Annotated in this window: 14 protein-coding genes; 7 read left to right on the top strand and 7 right to left on the bottom strand. The window is 75.8% G+C overall.

Going from position 1 to position 17,308, the window contains the following annotated elements; translation table 11 throughout:
• Window positions 1-141 precede the first annotated feature (141 nt).
• Entirely contained in the window at window positions 142-333 is a 192-nt protein-coding gene (locus JD78_RS12055; protein ID WP_153362034.1) for a hypothetical protein, read from the top strand.
• A 107-nt stretch (window positions 334-440) separates the two neighbouring features.
• Window positions 441-4,007 (top strand): chromosome segregation protein SMC, encoded by a 3,567-nt coding sequence (gene smc / locus JD78_RS12050; RefSeq protein WP_153362033.1) that lies wholly within the window; start codon window positions 441-443, stop codon window positions 4,005-4,007.
• Between the two features lie 31 nt (window positions 4,008-4,038).
• Here the strand turns inward: smc and JD78_RS12045 are convergent, their stop codons facing one another.
• A complete protein-coding gene (locus JD78_RS12045; protein WP_153362032.1) occupies window positions 4,039-4,827 on the bottom strand; it encodes an endonuclease/exonuclease/phosphatase family protein in 789 nt (262 codons plus the stop codon).
• Window positions 4,824-6,512: an alkaline phosphatase D family protein gene (locus JD78_RS12040; RefSeq protein ID WP_153362031.1), complete on the bottom strand. Its 1,689-nt coding sequence runs from the start codon at window positions 6,510-6,512 to the stop codon at window positions 4,824-4,826. Before JD78_RS12040 ends, JD78_RS12045 begins: the two co-directional genes overlap by 4 nt.
• A gap of 61 nt (window positions 6,513-6,573) precedes the next feature.
• Between JD78_RS12040 and ftsY the strand changes: the two genes are divergently transcribed.
• Window positions 6,574-7,788 carry a signal recognition particle-docking protein FtsY gene (ftsY, locus tag JD78_RS12035; RefSeq protein ID WP_228395372.1) on the top strand — a complete coding sequence of 405 codons (1,215 nt, stop codon included), beginning with the start codon at window positions 6,574-6,576 and terminating at the stop codon, window positions 7,786-7,788.
• A gap of 88 nt (window positions 7,789-7,876) precedes the next feature.
• Here ftsY and JD78_RS12030 read toward each other — a convergent pair whose 3' ends face one another.
• The 5 genes from JD78_RS12030 to JD78_RS12015 form a co-directional block, all read right to left on the bottom strand.
• A complete protein-coding gene (locus JD78_RS12030) occupies window positions 7,877-9,697 on the bottom strand; it encodes a SpoIIE family protein phosphatase (protein WP_208104088.1) in 1,821 nt (606 codons plus the stop codon).
• A gap of 112 nt (window positions 9,698-9,809) precedes the next feature.
• A complete protein-coding gene (locus tag JD78_RS12025; protein ID WP_153362030.1) occupies window positions 9,810-10,559 on the bottom strand; it encodes an energy-coupling factor ABC transporter ATP-binding protein in 750 nt (249 codons plus the stop codon).
• Window positions 10,556-11,341 carry a cobalt ECF transporter T component CbiQ gene (gene cbiQ, locus JD78_RS12020; protein ID WP_153362029.1) on the bottom strand — a complete coding sequence of 262 codons (786 nt, stop codon included), beginning with the start codon at window positions 11,339-11,341 and terminating at the stop codon, window positions 10,556-10,558. The genes JD78_RS12025 and cbiQ overlap by 4 nt, the downstream gene beginning before the upstream one ends.
• Window position 11,342: 1 nt before the next feature.
• Window positions 11,343-11,717, bottom strand: coding sequence for a PDGLE domain-containing protein (locus tag JD78_RS21770; RefSeq protein ID WP_194290553.1), 375 nt, complete (start codon window positions 11,715-11,717; stop codon window positions 11,343-11,345).
• Complete coding sequence (locus JD78_RS12015) at window positions 11,714-12,493, bottom strand: energy-coupling factor ABC transporter permease (RefSeq protein WP_194290552.1); 780 nt, start codon at window positions 12,491-12,493, stop codon at window positions 11,714-11,716. Before JD78_RS12015 ends, JD78_RS21770 begins: the two co-directional genes overlap by 4 nt.
• Window positions 12,494-12,866: 373 nt before the next feature.
• On the opposite strand from JD78_RS12015, the gene JD78_RS12010 reads away from it, so the two are divergent.
• The 4 genes from JD78_RS12010 (at window position 12,867) to JD78_RS11995 (ending at window position 17,300) form a co-directional block, all read left to right on the top strand.
• Entirely contained in the window at window positions 12,867-14,198 is a 1,332-nt protein-coding gene (locus JD78_RS12010) for an ammonium transporter (protein ID WP_153362028.1), read from the top strand.
• Entirely contained in the window at window positions 14,195-14,533 is a 339-nt protein-coding gene (locus JD78_RS12005; RefSeq protein WP_153362027.1) for a P-II family nitrogen regulator, read from the top strand. The genes JD78_RS12010 and JD78_RS12005 overlap by 4 nt, the downstream gene beginning before the upstream one ends.
• A gap of 124 nt (window positions 14,534-14,657) precedes the next feature.
• Window positions 14,658-17,027: a [protein-PII] uridylyltransferase gene (locus JD78_RS12000; RefSeq protein WP_153362026.1), complete on the top strand. Its 2,370-nt coding sequence runs from the start codon at window positions 14,658-14,660 to the stop codon at window positions 17,025-17,027.
• A 90-nt stretch (window positions 17,028-17,117) separates the two neighbouring features.
• On the top strand, window positions 17,118-17,300 hold the full coding sequence (locus JD78_RS11995) for a hypothetical protein (RefSeq protein WP_153362025.1): 183 nt from the start codon (window positions 17,118-17,120) through the stop codon (window positions 17,298-17,300).
• Window positions 17,301-17,308 lie beyond the last annotated feature (8 nt).

The raw sequence follows: 17,308 nt of genomic DNA, 5'->3' as shown, positions 1-17,308 counted from the left end.
GACATCCACCCGACACGGTGAGGCGGTAGTGCATCCGTTGACCCAGGTCGAGACGGGTGTCACCCTGAGACGACCAGCCCGTGCAGACCGCCTCGTCGGTGCACGGGGAACCACCTCCTGTCAGTGAGAGGCCGCTCAGTCATGGCCAAGGCCCTGTTCGGTTCCGTCGTCGCTCCGCACGAGCTCCGGATGGCCCAGGAGAACGCCGCGCTGCGGGCGCGGGTACGCCGCCTGGAGGAGGAGCTCGCCGTCCTCCGCGAGGAGCGCGACAACGTGATCGCCCGCGAGCTGCTCACCCTGGCCGACGAGTCGGCCGCCCCCGCCCTGGCCTGAAGAAGGACCTCGCCGCCTCCCACCCCTCGCTCCGCTCGGGGCGGTGCCCTGCGGCGAGGCCGTTCCAGCAGCGGCTTTCCGTCGTCGGCCGGAGCTAGGGTTTCACCGTGCACCTGTCCAGCCTGACGCTCAAGGGCTTCAAGTCCTTCGCGTCGCCGACGACGCTCCGCCTGGAGCCGGGCATCACCGCCGTCGTCGGCCCGAACGGCTCGGGCAAGTCCAACGTCGTCGACGCGATCGCCTGGGTGCTCGGCGAGCAGGGCGCCAAGAGCCTGCGCGGCGGCAAGATGGAGGACGTCATCTTCGCCGGCACGGCCGGCCGCCAGCCGCTGGGCCGGGCCGAGGTGACGCTCACCATCGACAACGCCGACGGCGCGCTCCCGATCGACTACACCGAGGTGTCGATCACCCGCCGCATGTACCGCTCCGGGGAGAGCGAGTACGAGATCAACGGCGACAAGGTCCGCCTGCTCGACGTCCAGGAGCTGCTCAGCGACTCCGGCATCGGCCGCGAGATGCACGTCATCGTCGGCCAGGGGCAGCTCGACGCGGTGCTCTCCGGCCGCCCGGAGGACCGCCGCGCCTTCATCGAGGAGGCCGCCGGGGTCCTCAAGCACCGCAAGCGCAAGGAGAAGGCGCTCCGCAAGCTCGACGCGATGCAGGCCAACCTCGACCGGCTCACCGACCTGACCGCGGAGCTGCGCCGCCAGCTCAAGCCGCTGGGCCGGCAGGCCGAGGTGGCCCGGCGTGCTGCCGGGGTGCAGGCCGACCTGCGCGACTCCCGGCTCCGGCTGCTCGCCGACGACCTCGTGGGCCTGCGCGACGCGCTGGACAAGGACGTCGCCGACGAGACCGCCGCGCGCGCCCGGCGGGCGGTGGTCGAGCAGTCGCTCGCCGAGGCGTCCCGCGCCGAGTCGGCGCTGGAGCGGCAGCTGGCCGCCGACGCACCGCAGCTGGCCGCCGCGCAGGAGGCCTGGTACCGGCTGTCCACCCTGGGGGAGCGGTTCCGCAGCGTCGCCCAGCTGGCGGCCGAGCGGCACCGGCACCTCTCCGCCGCGCCCCCGGCCGGCCCCGCGGGCCGGGACCCCGAGCAGCTCGACGCGGAGGCCGACCGGGTCGAGACCACCGAGCGCGAGCTCGGCGCCTCCCTGGACGCCGAACGGGCCCGGCTCGCCACCGCGGTCGCCGTCCGCAGCGACGTCGAGACCGCGCTGGCCGACGCCGAGCGGGCGCTGGTCGCCGCCGCCCGGGCGCTCGCCGACCGGCGTGAGCAGCTGGCCCGGCTCTCCGGCCAGGTGGCCGCCGGCCGCTCCCGCGCCGCCGCCGGGGAGGCGGAGACCGAGCGCCTCGCCGCGGCCGCGGCGGAGGCGACCGAGCGGGCCGAGGCCGCGGCCGAGCGGCTGGCCCGCCGGCGCGAGGAGCTCACCGACGACGCCGGCGACGACACCGACCTGGCCGAGGCGCACGCGGCGGCGGTCACCGCGCACCGCGAGGCGGTGCGCGCCGTCACCGATCTCACCGCCGCCGAGCGCGCCGCGGAGCGTGACCGGGCCGGCGCGCAGGCCCGCCGCGACGCCCTCGCCCTCGGGCTGGCCCCCGCCGACGGAGCCGCCGCCGTGCTCGATGCCGGGCTGCCCGGCGTGCTGGGCCCGGTCGCCGACCGGCTCACCGTGACCCCCGGCGCCGAGGTGGCGCTGGCCGCCGCGCTCGGTGGCCTGGCCGACGCCGTCGTCGTCGCGGGGGTGGCCGAGGCGGCCGACGTGCTCGCCCACCTGGCCGACGGCGCCGGTGGCCGGGCCGGGCTGCTGGTCACCGGGGGGCTCCCGCCAGTCTCCCGCGACGGCTGGCCCGAGCTGCCCGCCGGCGCCCGCTGGGCCCTGGACCTGGTGCAGGCGCCCGCCGAGCTCGGGCCGGCCCTGGCCCGTGCGCTGGAGCGGGTGGCCGTCGTCGCCGACCTCCCCGCCGCCGTGGCCCTGGTGCGCACCCATCCGCGCGTCCGGGCGGTCACCGGCGCGGGTGACCTGCTCGGCGCCGACTGGGCGACCGGTGGGCAGGCCAACGCCCCCTCCGGCCTCGAGGTGCGCGCACGGGTCGAGGAGGCCACCGCCGCCCTCGAGGCGGCCAGCATCGCCGCCGCCGAGCTCGCCGAACAGCTCGCCGTGGCCCGACAGGTGGCCACCGACCGCTCCGCCGACGTCGACGCCGCCCTCACCGCCCGCCAGGCCGGTGACCGGGCCCGGTCGGTCGCGGCGGCGGAGCTCGCCGAGCTCGGTGCCGCCGCCCGCTCGGCCGTCGCCGAGGCCGACCGGCTGGACGCCGCGCGGGTGCGGGCCGAGCAGGCCCACGAGCAGGCCGTCGCCGGGCTGACCGAGCTGGCGGACCGGCTGGCCGCCGCCGAGGCCGCGCCGGTCGACGAGGAGCCCTCGACCGAGGAGCGGGACCGGCTGCGCGCGGAGGCCACCGCGGCCCGGCAGGCCGAGACCGAGGCCCGGCTGGCGGTGCGCACCGCCGAGGAGCGGGCCCGATCGCTGTCCGGCCGCGCCGAGTCGCTGCGCCGGCAGGCGCGGCAGGAGCGGGCCGCCCGGGAACGGGCCGCCGCCGCCCGCGCGGCCCGCGAGCGCGGGGCCCGCGTCGCCGCGGGGGTGCGGGCCGGGGCGGAGGACGCGCTGACCGCGCTGACCACGTCGCTGGCCCGGGCCGCCACCGAACGCGACGCGCTCGCCGAGGCCCGCACCGGCCGGGAGGCGGAGCTGCTGGCCGTCCGCGCCCGGGTGCGCGAGCACACCGCCGAACTGGACCGGCTCACCGACGAGGTGCACCGCGACGAGGTGGCCCGCGCCGAGCAGCGGCTGCGGATCGAGGCGCTGGAGGCCCGGGCCGCCGAGGAGTACGGCGTCGACCTGCCCACCCTGGTCGCCGAGTACGGCCCCGCCGCCGAGGTGCCCCCGAGCCAGGCCGAGGTGGCCGCAGCCGAGACGGCCGGTGAGCCCGAACCCGAGCCGGTGCCCTACGACCGGGCCGCGCAGGAGCGCCGGGCCGCCCGCGCCGAGCGCGACCTGGCGGCGCTGGGCAAGGTCAACCCGCTGGCGCTGGAGGAGTTCGCGGCGCTGGAGGAGCGGCACACCTTCCTCGCCACCCAGCTGGACGACCTGAAGACCACCCGCCGCGACCTGCTGACCGTCGTCCGCGAGGTCGACGCCCGGATCCACGAGGTGTTCGCCCAGGCGTTCGCCGACACCCAGCGCGAGTTCGAGCAGGTCTTCGGCACGCTGTTCCCCGGCGGTGAGGGCCGCATCTTCCTCACCAACCCCGAGGACCTGCTCACCACCGGCGTCGAGGTCGAGGCACGCCCGCCGGGCAAGAAGGTGAAGCGGCTGTCGCTGCTGTCCGGTGGCGAGCGGTCGCTGACCGCGGTGGCGCTGCTGGTCGCGATCTTCCGGGCCCGGCCGTCGCCGTTCTACGTGCTCGACGAGGTCGAGGCGGCGCTGGACGACGTCAACCTGGGCCGGCTCATCACGCTCATCGAGCAGCTCCGGGGCACCTCGCAGCTGATCGTGATCACCCACCAGAAGCGCACCATGGAGATCGCCGACGCGCTCTACGGGGTCAGCATGCGCGGCGACGGCATCACCGGGGTCATCAGCCAGCGCCTCCGCGAGGCGCAGCCCGTCTGACCCGGCTCCTGCGGTCCGCGCGGGGTGGACCTCAGCGCTCGGGCGTGACCAGCAGGTCCACCAGCAGCGGGTGGTGATCGGACGTGCCGGCGCCGTCGAGCACCCGCGCGTCGGCCACCGAGACACCGCCGGTCACCCACACCTGGTCGATCCGCACCCGTGGCCGGCGGGCCGGGTGGGTGAGCCCGGCCTCCCGGTGCAGGGAGAGCCGGCCCCCCTGGTCGCTGCGGGCGGCCGCCTGCTGCCAGGCGTCGGAGAGCCGCTCGCGCAGCGCCGCCAGCTCGGGTGCGCCGGCGTCGGCGTTGAGGTCACCGACCAGCACCCCCGGAGCAGCGATCTGCAGCTCCGTCACCGCGGCCGCCTGCCGTGCGCGGTCGGCCGCCGAACCGCTGGACAGGTGGGTGGTGGTGACCCACAGCGCGCCATCGGTCAGCCCGACCTGGACCCGCAGCGCGCTGCGCGGCTCGCCCCCACCGGGCAGCGGGTGGACCTCGGTGGCCAGCAGGGGCAGCCGGGACAGCAGGGCGTTGCCGTACTGCCGCCGGTCACCGCCGTCCTCGCTGCCCGCCGGGCCGGGTGCGTCGATCGCCGGCCCCCAGGCCAGGTCCATCTCCAGCGCCCGGGACAGCAGCTCGGCCTGGTCCACGCCCTCGCTGCGCGGCCCGAAGCGCCGGTCGACCTCCTGCAGGCAGATCAGGTCGGCGTCGACGTCGGCGAGCAACCGGGCCAGCCGGGGCAGGTCGTGCCGGCCGTCGTCCCCGACGCCGTGGTGCACGTTGAAGGTGACCAGCCGGACCGGGAGGGGCGCGCGTTCGGTCATGCCCCCAGCGTGGCCGATGAGCGGGTCGTTGCCGAGAGCCGGGTGTCCAGCACCTGGGTGAAGTGCTCGGTGCCGTCCTCGTCCCGGGAGGTGGCCCACAGCAGGAACCGGGCGTCCCGGCCGTCGAGCACCAGCTCGCCCAGCTCGTTGCCGAAGAACGGCCCGGCATGCTTGCGCCACTGCAGCGCGCTCGGGCGCACGCGGGCCAGCCGGGTCATCGCACCGGTCAGCCCGCGCGCCCAGCGGCTCCAGCCGAGCTTGAAGCCGATCTCGATCGCGTGCGGGGCCGCGTTGTGCAGCGGGGAGACGGTCAGCTGGTGGATCCGGCTCTCCGTCCCGCCCGGGTTGACCAGCTCGGCGGCGTAGGCGTGGTGGACGTCGCCGGAGAGCACCAGCGCGGTCGCCGGCGGCCGGCCCCGCTCGCCCCGCCCGACCTCCAGCAGCGTGCGGCCCAGCCGCTCGAAGGACTGCTCGAACGCGGCCCAGTGCTCCAGGTCCGCGGCCTGGCGCAGCTTCTCCATCAGCCGGCCCAGCAGCCGGCCGTGGTGCCGCACCGAGAGCGTCTCGTTCCACCGCTCGATGTCGTGGACCGCGTGCGGCAGCAGCCACGGCAGCGACGTGCCGATGAGCAGGTGGTCGACGCCGTCGGCCACCGCCTGGGTGACCTGGGCGTCGACCCAGGCGAACTCCTCGTCGTCGACGATCTTCCGGTCGGCCTCCTCCAGCGCGCGGCCGGCCCGGGTGTCGACCATGACCAGCCGCGCCGGCCCCCAGTGCCGGACGTAGCTCCACCGCACGGTGAGCGGCTCCTCGTCGGCGGCGCGGGCCATCTCGTCGAGCATCGGCCCGGCGTCCTCGTCGGGGGAGGCCTGGATCGCCTGCCAGGTGTCGTTCTCGGCCAGCTCCCGCGGCGACAGGTTGCCCAGGTGCTGGTAGATCCAGTAGGTGACCAGCCCGCCGCAGATCCGGCGCTTCCACCAGTCGGTGGGGGTGACCTCGGCCCGCCAGGCGGCGGAGGTGTTCCAGTCGTCGATCATCTCGTGGTCGTCGAAGACCATCGACGAGGGGATGGTCGACATCAGCCAACGGACCTCGGCGTCGCTCCAGGACTCCGCGTAGAGCCGGGTGTACTCCTCGAAGTCCGCCGCCTGGGCGCCCGGCGGCTCGTCGAGGTCACGCCGCGCCGCCATCCAGGTGCGGGTGGCCGGGGTGATCTCGTCGGCGTAGACCTGGTCGCCGAGCAGCACCAGGGCGTCGGGCCACTCGTCCTCGGGCATGCCCAGCAGCCGGCGGGCGAAGGCGTCCAGGGCGTCCGGCGGGATCTGCTCCCGGACGTCGACCGAGGTCGGGGTGGCGTACCGGCAGGAGCCGAACGCCAGGCGGAACGGGCCGGGGCGGCCGGCGGTGCGGATCCGGCTGGCCGGGAACGGCGACTGCGCCGGCGGCCACACCCGGACGTCGTCCAGGTGCACCTCGTAGGGGGTGCTCGAGCCCGGCTCCAGGTCCTCCACCACGACCAGGGCGTAGTGGTGGCCGTTGACGCAGAAGGTGCGCGCCGTGCGGCCGAGCACGGTCACCTCGCAGGCCCGGTCGGTCTCGACCCACACGGTCGCCGAGACCGGGTCGACGTGCCGGAGCAGGGGCCCGAGCAGCAGGAGGGGAGCGGGGCCGGCGGTCTCGGGCATGCGCGACAGCGTGCCCCATCAGGCTGTGCAACGGTACGGACGCGGCTGGGAGACTGCCCCCATGGAGTTCGTGGAGTACGTGCTGATCGCGGTCGCGATCCTCGTCGTCGGCCTGGTGTCCGCCGTCGGCCTGCTCGTCGGCCGGGGCCGGCGCACCACCCGGCTGGACGACGACGCCGCGGCCGGCACCACGCTGACCCGGCCCCGACCGCCCCAGACCACCCCGCCGCCCGCGCCCGCGCCCGCGCCGGAGCGAACCGGGTCCACCGCCGTCGACCCGGCCGACCTCCCGGTGGCCGAGCCGGTCGAGCTGCCCCCGGCCGAGCCGGAGCCGGGGCTGGTCTTCGAGACCCCGCCGCCGTCGGCGGGCCGGCTGGTCCGGCTGCGGTCCCGGCTGGCCCGGTCGCAGTCCTCGCTGGGCCGCGGGCTGCTCACCGTGCTGGGCCGGGAGAAGCTCACCGAGGACGACTGGGAGGAGATCGAGGAGACCCTGCTGGCCGCCGACATCGGCGTGGCCGCGACCACCCAGATCGTGTCCCGGCTGCGCACCCAGAGCATGGTGCTGGCCACCGCGACCGGGGAGGACCTGCGCCAGCTGCTGGTCCGCGAGCTCACCGCCGTCCTGGGGCCCGACCTGGACCGCACGCTGCACACCGACCGGCACGACGGCCGCCCCGCCGTCGTCCTCGTGGTCGGGGTGAACGGCGCGGGCAAGACGACGACGGTCGGCAAGATCGCCCGCTCGCTGGTCGGTGATGGCAAGACCGTGCTGCTCGGCGCGGCCGACACCTTCCGCGCCGCCGCCGCCGACCAGCTGGAGACCTGGGGCGAGCGGGTGGGGGTGCTCACCGTACGCGGCCGGGAGGGCGGTGACCCGGCGGCCGTCGCGTTCGAGGCCGTGCGCACCGGTACCGAGGGCGAGGTCGACACCGTCCTGGTCGACACCGCGGGCCGGCTGCACACCAAGTCCGGCCTGATGGACGAGCTGGGCAAGGTCAAGCGGGTCGTGGAGAAGCACGGTCCGGTCGACGAGGTGCTGCTGGTGCTGGACGCGACCACCGGGCAGAACGGCGTCGTCCAGGCCCGGGTGTTCACCGAGGCGGTGCACGTCACCGGGGTGGTGCTCACCAAGCTCGACGGCACGGCGAAGGGCGGCATCGTCGTCTCGGTGCAGCGTGAGCTCGGCATCCCGGTGAAGCTGATCGGGCTGGGCGAGGGGCCGGACGACCTGGCGCCGTTCGAGCCGGAGGCATTCGCCGAGGCGATCGTCGGCTGACCCCGCTCCATCCCAGGCACAGGAGGCTTTGCACCCAGTTTCGTGGCTCAGACCGGGTGCAGAGCTTCCTATGCCTCGGGGGTGGGGCTCAGCCGGGGCTGATGCGCAGCACCAGCAGGGCCACGTCGTCGGCGAAGTCCGGCGCCATCCGGGCCAGCAGCGCGTCGCAGAGCTGGTCCACGGGGGTGCCGGCCAGCTCGGCGGCGGCCGCGACCAGCCGGTCCAGGCCGTCGTCGAGGTCGGCGTCCCGGCGCTCGACGAGGCCGTCGGTGTAGAGGACGACGGTGTCCCCGGGCGCCAGGTCCACCGCGTGGTCGGTCCGCGGGGTGTCCGGGTCGACGCCGACCAGCAGGTTGCGGGGCCGTTCCAGCAGCTGCGTCGACCCGTCGGCGCGGACCAGCACCGGCGGCGGGTGACCGGCGTTGGACCAGCGCAGCGTGCGCACGCCCGCGGCTGCCTGCTCCGGTGTCTGCTCGACCCGGGCCAGCACCGTGGTGGCCAGGGTGGCCACGCCGAGGTCGCGGACGGCGTGGTCCAGCGCGGACAGCACCGGAGCGGGCGGCGCGTCCAGCGCGTGCGCGACCCCACGCAGCAGGTTGCGCAGCTGTCCCATGGCGGCTGCGGCGTCCCGGTCGTGCCCGGTGACGTCGCCGATGACCAGGGTGGTCGCGCCGTCGCGGGACGGGAAGGCGTCGTACCAGTCCCCGCCGACCTGGGCCTCACGGGCGGCCGGCCGGTAGCGGACGCCGATCCGCAGGTGGTCGGGCTGGGGTGGGGCGGTGAGCAGCGAGCGCTGCAGGGCCTCGGAGAGGCTGCGGGTCGCGCGGGCCCGCCGCCGCTCCTCCTCCAGCCGGGCGACCCGCTCGACCGCCTGCGCGCACTGCGCCGCGTACGCGTCCAGGACGCGGAGCTCCTCGTCCTCCAGGGCCCGGGGTCCGGCCCAGCCGACCGTCCACGAGCCCAGCAGCCGGCCACCGGCGCGCAGCGGGAGCGCGGCCCACGACCGCACGCCGAGGCCCTCGGCCACTCGGGTGGCCTCGACGTCCGACCAGCCGCTCAGCGTCGCGTCGCGCACGATCCGCGGGGAGCCGGCGGCGGCGACGGCCATCGGCAGGGTCGAGTCGGCGGCCAGCTCGGCGGTGAACAGCCGGCCGCGGCGCCACTCGGTGAGCTGCAGCGGCCCACCGCCCGGCTCGGCCAGGCACACGGCGGCGGCGTCGGCGCCGAGCGCCTCGCAGCTGTGCCGGAAGAGCTGCTCCAGCAGCTCGCGGGTGGTCTGGGCCCGGGCCAGCGCCGAGACGGTGGCCGCCAGCCCGGCGAGGGAACCGGCGGTGCGCTCCTGCCGCTCGCCGACCTCGCGCAGCCGGGTGTTGAGCCGCTCCAGCTCCTGGGTCCGGACGAACAGGTCGGACTCCACACGGGACGCCCGGTCCTGTCCGCGAGCCGCCTCCCGGCGTGCCTGGTCGCGGTCGCGGACGTAGGCGGTGATGTCGTCGGCGTGGTGCAGCAGGAACACGACCTGCCCGGCGTCGTCCAGGATCGGCACGTTCCGCGAGCTCCAGAAACGCTCCTGGTAGCTGCCGTCGGGAATCCGGATGTCGTACTTCTGGATCGGCATCAACACCGGCCGCCGGGTGTCGCGGGCCTCGGCGAGGAAGGCGGCCAGGCGGGTCATCCCGTCGGCGGCCGGGTCGTCGGGGTTCATCGGGAAGGCGTCGAAGAGGTGCCGCCCCACGTTCTCGGCGACCGTGGTGGCGGTCGACGCACGCCGCGCACGGTTGGCGTGCACGATCACCAGGTCGGGGGTCAGCAGCAGGAACGGTGCGGGCGCCGCCTCGAACACCTGGGCGTAGTCGGGCACCGGCAGACCGGCGCGGCTCACCCGGTACGGCGGACGTCCCTCGGCCACGTCGCTGGCCCCTCCTCCCCGGCTGCCGTCCTCACCCGACCGTGCGGGCTACCCACGGTGAAGCCGGCTGCAACCTGGCGGTTCCGTGACGTGGGGACCCGGGGGACGCGGATCAGCCGACGGCGCGGGGGTCGAAGCCGAAGGGCAGCTCCAGCCGGTGGGCGGCCAGCAGCGCCGGGTCGCCCAGCAGCTCGCGGGTGGGGCCGTCGGCCACGATGACCCCGCCGTCGAGCACCACCGAGCGCGGGCACAGCTGCAGCGCGTAGGGCAGGTCGTGGGTGACCATCAGCATCGTCACCGGCAGTGACTGGAGCACCTCTGCGAGCTCCCGGCGCCCGGCCGGGTCCAGGTTGCTGCTCGGCTCGTCGAGGACGAGCACCTCCGGCTGCATCGACAGCACGGTGGCGACGGCGACCCGGCGCCGCTGCCCGAAGGACAGGTGGTGCGGTGGCCGGTCGGCGGCGTCGGCCATCCGGACGGCGGCCAGCGCGTCGGCCACCCGCCGGGCGACCTCGGGTTCGGGCAGCCCCAGGTTCCGCGGGCCGAAGGCGACGTCCTCGCCGACCGTGGGCATGAACAGCTGGTCGTCGGGGTCCTGGAAGACGATCCCGACCCGACGGCGCACCTCCTGCAGCGAGCGGTCGGTCACCGGCAGGCCGCCGACCTCCACCCGCCCGCGCCCGCCCCGCAGGATCCCGTTGAGGTGCAGCACCAGCGTCGTCTTGCCGGCCCCGTTCGGGCCCAGCAGCGCCACCCGCTCACCCGGCGCGATCCGCAGGTCGACGCCGAACAGCGCCTGGTGCCCGTCGGGGTAGGCGAAGGCGAGGTCGTCCACCACGAGGGACGGCGGGGGAGTGCTCACCCGAGCAGTGAACCCGCCGTCAGGACGGCGGCCGCAGCCAGGGGCAGCGAGAGCGCGAGCGCCCACGACCGCGACCCGACCACCGCGACCGGCCCGGTCGGGATCCGGCCGGTGTAGCCGCGGGACAGCATCGCCAGGTGCACCCGCTCGCCCCGCTCGTAGGAGCGGATGAACAGCGACCCGGCGGCCGGGCCGAGCACCTTGAGCGCGCCGAGGTGCCGGGCGCGGAAGCCGCGCGACTCGCGGGCCACCCGCATCCGGCGCAGCTCACCACCGACGACGTCGGCGTACCGGATCATGAAGCCGAGGATCTGCACCAGCACAGACGGCATCCGCAGCCGCTCCAGCCCGCGCAGCAGGGCCCGCGGGTCCGTGGTCGCGGCCAGCAGGGTGGCGGCCAGCACCGACAGCGTCGCCTTGGCCAGGATGCTGCCGCCGGCGGCCAGGCCGTTCTCCGACAGCGAGAGCCCCAGCACCTCGGTGCGGGGTCCGCGGGAGACGAACGGCAGCAGCACGGCGAAGAGGACGAACGGCACCTCGACCACCAGGCCGCGCAGCAGCCGACCGGGGCGCACCCCGGCGACGGCGGCGACGACCAGCAGCAGGCCCAGGAAGGCGGCGTACGCGAGCGGCGCCCACCCGGCGTGCACCGGGGTGAGCACCACCACCAGCGCGAAGCCCAGGACGGCGACCAGTTTGGTGTGCGGCTCCAGGCGGTGCACGGGGCTGTCGCCGGGGACGTAGGTCGCGCCCAGCCCGCCGTGCGCGTGTCCGGCGCTCACCTCAGCCGCGGGCGGCGGTGGGCGCCCGCTCGTCGTCCGCGGCAGAGCCGTCCGCCCGCTCGTCGTCGGCCGTGGAGTTGCGGCGGCGCAGCACGAGGGTGAGCCCGCCGGCCAGCACCAGCACCAGCAGCACCCCGACGACGCCGGCCAGGCCACCGGAGAGCCGGGCGTCGTCGATGCCCGCGGTGCCGTAGTCGGCCAGCGGGGAGCCGGCGACCGCGCTGTCCTGTGCGGTGTCGAAGCCCTGCTCGGCGGCCGTGGCCTCCAGGCCGTCGGGGGAGGAGCTGGCGTAGTAGCTGCCCAGCCCGGCGATCAGCAGCGCGACGACCACGCCGATGAACAGGAAGGTGCGCGTGCGGTGCTGCGCGGCGGTCATCGGGCGTCCGTCCGGATCAGCGCCGGCTGCTCGGCGGCGGGGTGGGCCGGGGGCATCGGGGCGGTGGTGTTGGGGGTGCGGGGCCGGCCGGCGGCCTCCGGCCGCGGGGCCAGCGTGCCGGCGGACCGGGTGAGGTGCCGGGCGCCGCGGACCAGGTCCGGGCGGACGGCGAGGACCGCCCCGAGCACGGCGACGGTGATGGCCGCCTCGCCCAGCCCGATGAGCAGGTGCACCCCGCCCATGGCGGCGGCGACCGCGGCCAGCGACACGTCGGCCACCCCGCCCAGGCCGAAGAGCCCGGCGAAGACCAGCGCCGCCGCGGGCACGGAGAGGAACGCTCCGACGCCGGCCGCGGCGAGCACCCCGGTGCGACCGTCGGGCAGCACCCGGCGCAGCCCGGCGAAGGCGCCGTAGCCGACCGCCACCGCGACCAGGCCCATCAGCGTGACGTTCGTGCCCAGCGCGGTCAGCCCGCCGTCGGCGAAGACCAGCGCCTGCACCAGCAACACCACGGTCATGCACAGCACCGCAGTCCACGGGCCGACCAGCACTGCGGTGAGCGCGCCACCGATCAGGTGGCCGCTGGTGCCGTAGGCGACCGGGAAGTTCATCATCTGGACGGCGAAGACGAAGGCGGCGGTGAGGCCGGCCATCGGCGCGGTGCGCTCGTCCAGCTCCCGTCGGGAGCCCCGCAGGGCCAGGGCGACGCCGGCTGCGGCGACGGCCGCGGTGCCCGCGGTGGTCGCCGCATCGAGGTAGCCATCGGGGACGTGCACGCAGACCTCCGGGACGTCGGGTGGTGCGCCGGTCCGGTCGGGACGCCGGCCGCTCGACCCTATTGCAGCTCTTTGGCAGTTGCACAGTGTTCGCAAGAAGCTCCGGTGAACTCCCGGTTCCGTCCTCGCCGACCGGGTCCGGTGGCGTCGGCAACACGGTTGGAACAGAACCCGCCGACACGCGCAGCGGAGTTCACGGTCGCGAAACACGTTCGCGCTGCATCCGGAAACACGAGGTCGGCACCGTTCTCCCTGCGTCACCCCCCGGTGGGGACGCCGGCTCAACCCGCCGCCCGCACGGGCGGCGGTCGACCCCGAGGCCCCCGGGCCCCCGCTTGCGGCCGATGGCCGACGACACCCTCAGGAGGTTGCCGTGGTCAACACCGGCGACACCGCCTGGATCCTCACCAGCGCGGCGCTCGTGCTGTTGATGACGCCAGGTCTGGCACTGTTCTACGGCGGCATGGTCCGCGCGAAGAGCGTGCTGAACATGATGATGATGAGCTTCGGCGCGCTGGCCCTGATCAGCGTGCTGTGGGTCCTCTACGGCTACTCGGTCGCCTTCGGTGACGACGTCGGCGCCGGCCTGCTGGGCGACCCCGCGGAGTTCTTCGGCCTCTCCGGCCTGATGGAGGACACCACCACCGAGGCGGGCGGCCTGCCGGTCATGGCCTTCGTCGGCTTCCAGGCCGTCTTCGCGATCATCACCGTCGCGCTGATCTCCGGGGCGATCGCCGACCGCGCCAAGTTCGGCTCGTGGATGGTCTTCGCCGGCATCTGGGCCACGATCGTCTACTTCCCGGTCGCGCACTGGGTGTTCGCCTTCGACGGCGACGAGGTCACCGGCGGCTGGATCGCCAACGACCTGCGGGCCATCGACTTCGCCGGCGGCACCGCGGTGCACATCAACGCCGGTGCCGCAGGCCTGGCCCTGGCGCTGGTGCTCGGCAAGCGGCGGGGCTTCGGCCGCGACCCGATGCGCCCGCACAACCTGCCGCTGGTGATGATCGGCGCCGGGCTGCTGTGGTTCGGCTGGTTCGGCTTCAACGCCGGCTCCGCGCTCGCGGCGAACAACACCGCCTCGGTCGCCTGGGTCAACACCCTGGCCGCCACCGCGGCCGCCGTCCTGGGCTGGCTGCTGATCGAGAAGATCCGCGACGGGCACGCCACCTCGCTGGGCGCCGCCTCCGGCGTCGTCGCCGGCCTGGTCGCCATCACCCCGGCCTGCTCCGCGGTGTCCCCGATCGGTGCGCTGGTCGTCGGTGTCATCGCCGGCGTGCTCTGCGCCCTGGCGGTCGGCCTGAAGTTCAAGCTGGGCTACGACGACTCCCTCGACGTCGTCGGCGTGCACCTGGTCGGTGGTCTGTGGGGCACGATCGCCATCGGCTTCCTGGCCACCGCCGAGGCCCCGGCCGCGGTCGACGGCCTCTTCTACGGCGGCGGCGTCGACCAGCTCTGGCGGCAGGTCGTCGGCGCACTCGCGGTGCTCGCCTTCTCCTTCGTGGTGACGCTGATCATCGGCTTCGCCATCCAGAAGACGATCGGCTTCCGGCTCACCGAGGACGACGAGGTGACCGGCATCGACACCGTGGTGCACGCTGAGTCCGGGTACGACTTCGCCTCCCTGGGCGGCGGTGGCAGCACCGCGCCCCTGGGCGGCCAGGCACGCGCCGAGGCGCGCAACACGGAAGGGAGCCGGGCATGAAGCTCGTCACCGCCATCGTCAAGCCGTTCAAGCTCGACGACGTCAAGAACGCACTCGAGCTGATCGGCATCGCCGGGCTCACCGTCAGCGAGGTCCAGGGCTTCGGCCGCCAGCGGGGCCACACCGAGGTCTACCGCGGGGCGGAGTACCAGGTGGACTTCGTGCCGAAGGTGCGGATCGAGGTCGTGGTCGGCGAGATCGAGGCCGCCCGGGTGGTCGACGCGATCGTCGAGGCCGCCTCGACCGGGCAGATCGGCGACGGGAAGGTGTGGGTGACGACGATCGACGAGGTCGTCCGGGTCCGCACCGGGGAGCGCGGCGCCGACGCGCTCTGATGCGCAGCGCTGTGACGCGCAGCCGGTGACCTGAGGTCGGCCGGGGCGGTGGGGAGACCCGCCGCCCCGGCCGACGCCTTTCCGCCCACCCCACCCCGTACCCCACGACCGCGAGAGGTGTCGCGTGCTCGACCTCGAGGCCCTGCCCCGCCTGTCCCGTGCCGAGCGGGTGCAGGCGCTGGACACCTGGCTGGCCGGCCTCCTCGCCGAGGCGCTCGCCGGCACCCCGCGTCCGTCCGGCCGGCGGGGAGTCGTGCCGACGACGCCGGCCGGACAGGGGGTCGCGCTGGTCGCCGTCGGCAGCCTGGGGCGGCGCGAGCTGCCCCCGCACGGTGACCTGGACCTGGTTCTCGTGCACGACGGGCGGCCGGAGATCGCCGCCCTGGCCGACGCGCTGTGGTACCCGATCTGGGACGCCGGGATGCGGCTGGACCACTCGGTGCGCACCGTCGCCGAGGCCGTCTCGGTGGCCGGCGACGACGTGAAGGCCGGGCTCGGGCTGCTCGACGTCCGCCACGTGGCCGGCGACGCCGAGGTGAGCGCTGCGCTGCGCACCGCGACGCTGGCCACCTGGCGTCAGCACGCCGGCCGGCTGCTGCCCGAGCTGCGCGACCTCCGGCGCTCCCGGGGCCGGCTGGTCGGCGAGCTGGGGTTCCTGCTCGAGCCGGACCTGAAGGAGGCCTACGGGGGGCTGCGCGAGGGGCAGGTGCTCCGCGCGCTGGCCGCCGCCCAGCTGGCCGACCAGCCCCCGGCCGACGCGGGGGAGGCCTACGCCCTGCTGCTGGACGCCCGGGACGCGCTGCGCGCGCACACCGGCCGGGCCACCGACGTGCTGGTCCGCCAGGAGCAGCGGCCGGTCGCCGAGGCCCTCGGGCTGGCCGACGACGACGTGCTGCTCCGCCAGGTGAGCCTGGCCGGCCGCCGGCTGGCGTTCGTCGCCGACGAGACCTGGCGCCGGGTGGACGCCTCACTGGTCCGCCGGCCCCGCGCCCGCTACCGGCGGGTCCGCCGGGAACCGCTCGCCGAGGGGCTGGTGCGCCAGGGCGACGAGGTGGTGCTGGCCCGCGACGCCCGGCCGGCCGCCGACCCCGGCCTGGTGCTGCGCGGTGCCGCCGCGGCCGCCCGGGCCGACCTGCTGCTGTCGCCCTACACGCTCAAGGTGCTCGCCGTGCACGCCCCGCCGCTGCCCGAGCCTTGGCCGCCGGAGGTCCGCTGGTCGTTCCTGCGGCTGCTCGCCAGCGGGCGCAGCGCGGTCCCGGTGCTGGAGCAGCTGGACCAGGAGGGGCTGCTGTCCCGGATGCTGCCGGAGTGGGACCGGGTGCGGTCGCTGCCGCAGCGCCATCCCTGGCACCGCTTCACCGTCGACCGGCACCTGGTGGAGGCCGCGGCCGCGGCCGCGGAGCTCACCCGCGACGTCGACCGGCCCGACCTGCTGCTGGTCGGCGCCCTGCTGCACGACATCGGCAAGGGCTGGCCGGGTGACCACACCGACGTCGGCGTGGTGGTGGTCGGGGAGATGGCCGCCCGGATGGGGTTCAGCCCGCCGGACGTCGCCACCCTGGTCGCGATGGTCCGCCACCACCTGCTGCTGCCCGACGTGGCCACCCGTCGCGACCTGGACGACCCGCTGACCGTCGACCGGGTGGTGGAGGCGATCGACGGCGACCCCGCGCTGCTGCAGCTGCTGCACGCGCTGTCCCAGGCCGACGGCGCCGCCACCAGCACGTCGGCGTGGTCGCCGTGGAAGGCGCACCTGGTCGCCGCCCTGGTCGCCCGGGTGGCCGCGCGGCTGGGCAGCTCCGCGACCCCGGAGCCGGTGCTGGAGCCCACCGAGCCGCAGGTGACGACGCCGGCCCCGGCGATCCCCGGGCCGACCGAGCCGGTCACGGTCGGCGTGGAGGACGTGCTGGACGGCCAGCAGATCACCATCGGGGCGCCCGACCGGCCGGGTCTGTTCAGCCTGTGCGCGGGGGTGCTGGCGCTCAACCAGCTGGACGTGCGGGCGGCCCGGGTCAGCGTGCAGGGCCGGCACGCCACCCAGGTCTTCGCCGTCCGGCCCCGGTTCGGGCGCGCTCCGGTGCCGGAGATCCTCGCCGACGGCGTCCGTGCGGCGCTGGAGGGCACGCTCCCGCTGGCCGAGCGGCTGCGGCAGCGCGAGCACGACTACAGCCAGGACCGGGCGCCCGGGCGCCCGCCGCGGATCTCCTGGTTCGACGCCGAGGCCACCGGGGTCACGGGGCTGGTCGAGGTCCGGGCGACCGACCGCGCCGGTCTGCTGCACCGGCTCACCGCGGCGCTCGCCGACGCCGGGCTGGACGTGAGCTCGGCCACCATCGAGACGCTGGGCGCGGATGCCGTCGACGCCTTCTACGTCGCCGATCCCAGCGGCACCCCGATCGACGCCGGCCAGCGGGAACGCGCCGAGCGGGCGCTCGCCGCCGCCGCTCGCGGCGAGGTCCGCGATCCCGCCGGGCAGTCCGCCCGCGACACCTGACCGGCGGCCGGTCCCGGTTCTGTCGGAGCCCCGTGGCACGGTGCACGTGCCGGACGACGACCGGCGCCGGACGAACGGAAGGGACCTCTCGTGGACGAGCTGCCGACCTGGCCCTGCGTGGGCTGTGGGCACGACACCCGGTTCGAGCAGCCGCCGTGCGCCGACGGGCACACCGACGACGGCGGCGACTGCCCCGAGTGGCTGTGCGTCGACTGCGGCACCGCCATCGTCAACGGCCAGGTGTCGGTGCGGGAGCGGCAGCGCGCGGCCTGAGCGCCACC

It is taken from the genome of Modestobacter roseus (assembly GCF_007994135.1).
Taxonomy (GTDB): Bacteria; Actinomycetota; Actinomycetes; order Mycobacteriales; family Geodermatophilaceae; genus Modestobacter; species Modestobacter roseus.
Note: the sequence above shows the minus strand (reverse complement) of the source record. Positions and strands in the feature narration are given on the sequence as shown.

Excerpts from the sequence above, each read along its gene's own strand:
- JD78_RS12045 (WP_153362032.1), bottom strand. The coding sequence starts at position 4,827 with ATGACCGAACGCGCGCCCCTCCCGGTCCGGCTGGTCACCTTCAACGTG.
- JD78_RS21770 (WP_194290553.1), bottom strand. The coding sequence starts at position 11,717 with ATGACCGCCGCGCAGCACCGCACGCGCACCTTCCTGTTCATCGGCGTG.
- JD78_RS12040 (WP_153362031.1), bottom strand. The coding sequence starts at position 6,512 with ATGCCCGAGACCGCCGGCCCCGCTCCCCTCCTGCTGCTCGGGCCCCTG.
- JD78_RS12005 (WP_153362027.1), top strand. The coding sequence starts at position 14,195 with ATGAAGCTCGTCACCGCCATCGTCAAGCCGTTCAAGCTCGACGACGTC.
- ftsY (WP_228395372.1), top strand. The coding sequence starts at position 6,574 with ATGGAGTTCGTGGAGTACGTGCTGATCGCGGTCGCGATCCTCGTCGTC.
- JD78_RS12055 (WP_153362034.1), top strand. The coding sequence starts at position 142 with ATGGCCAAGGCCCTGTTCGGTTCCGTCGTCGCTCCGCACGAGCTCCGG.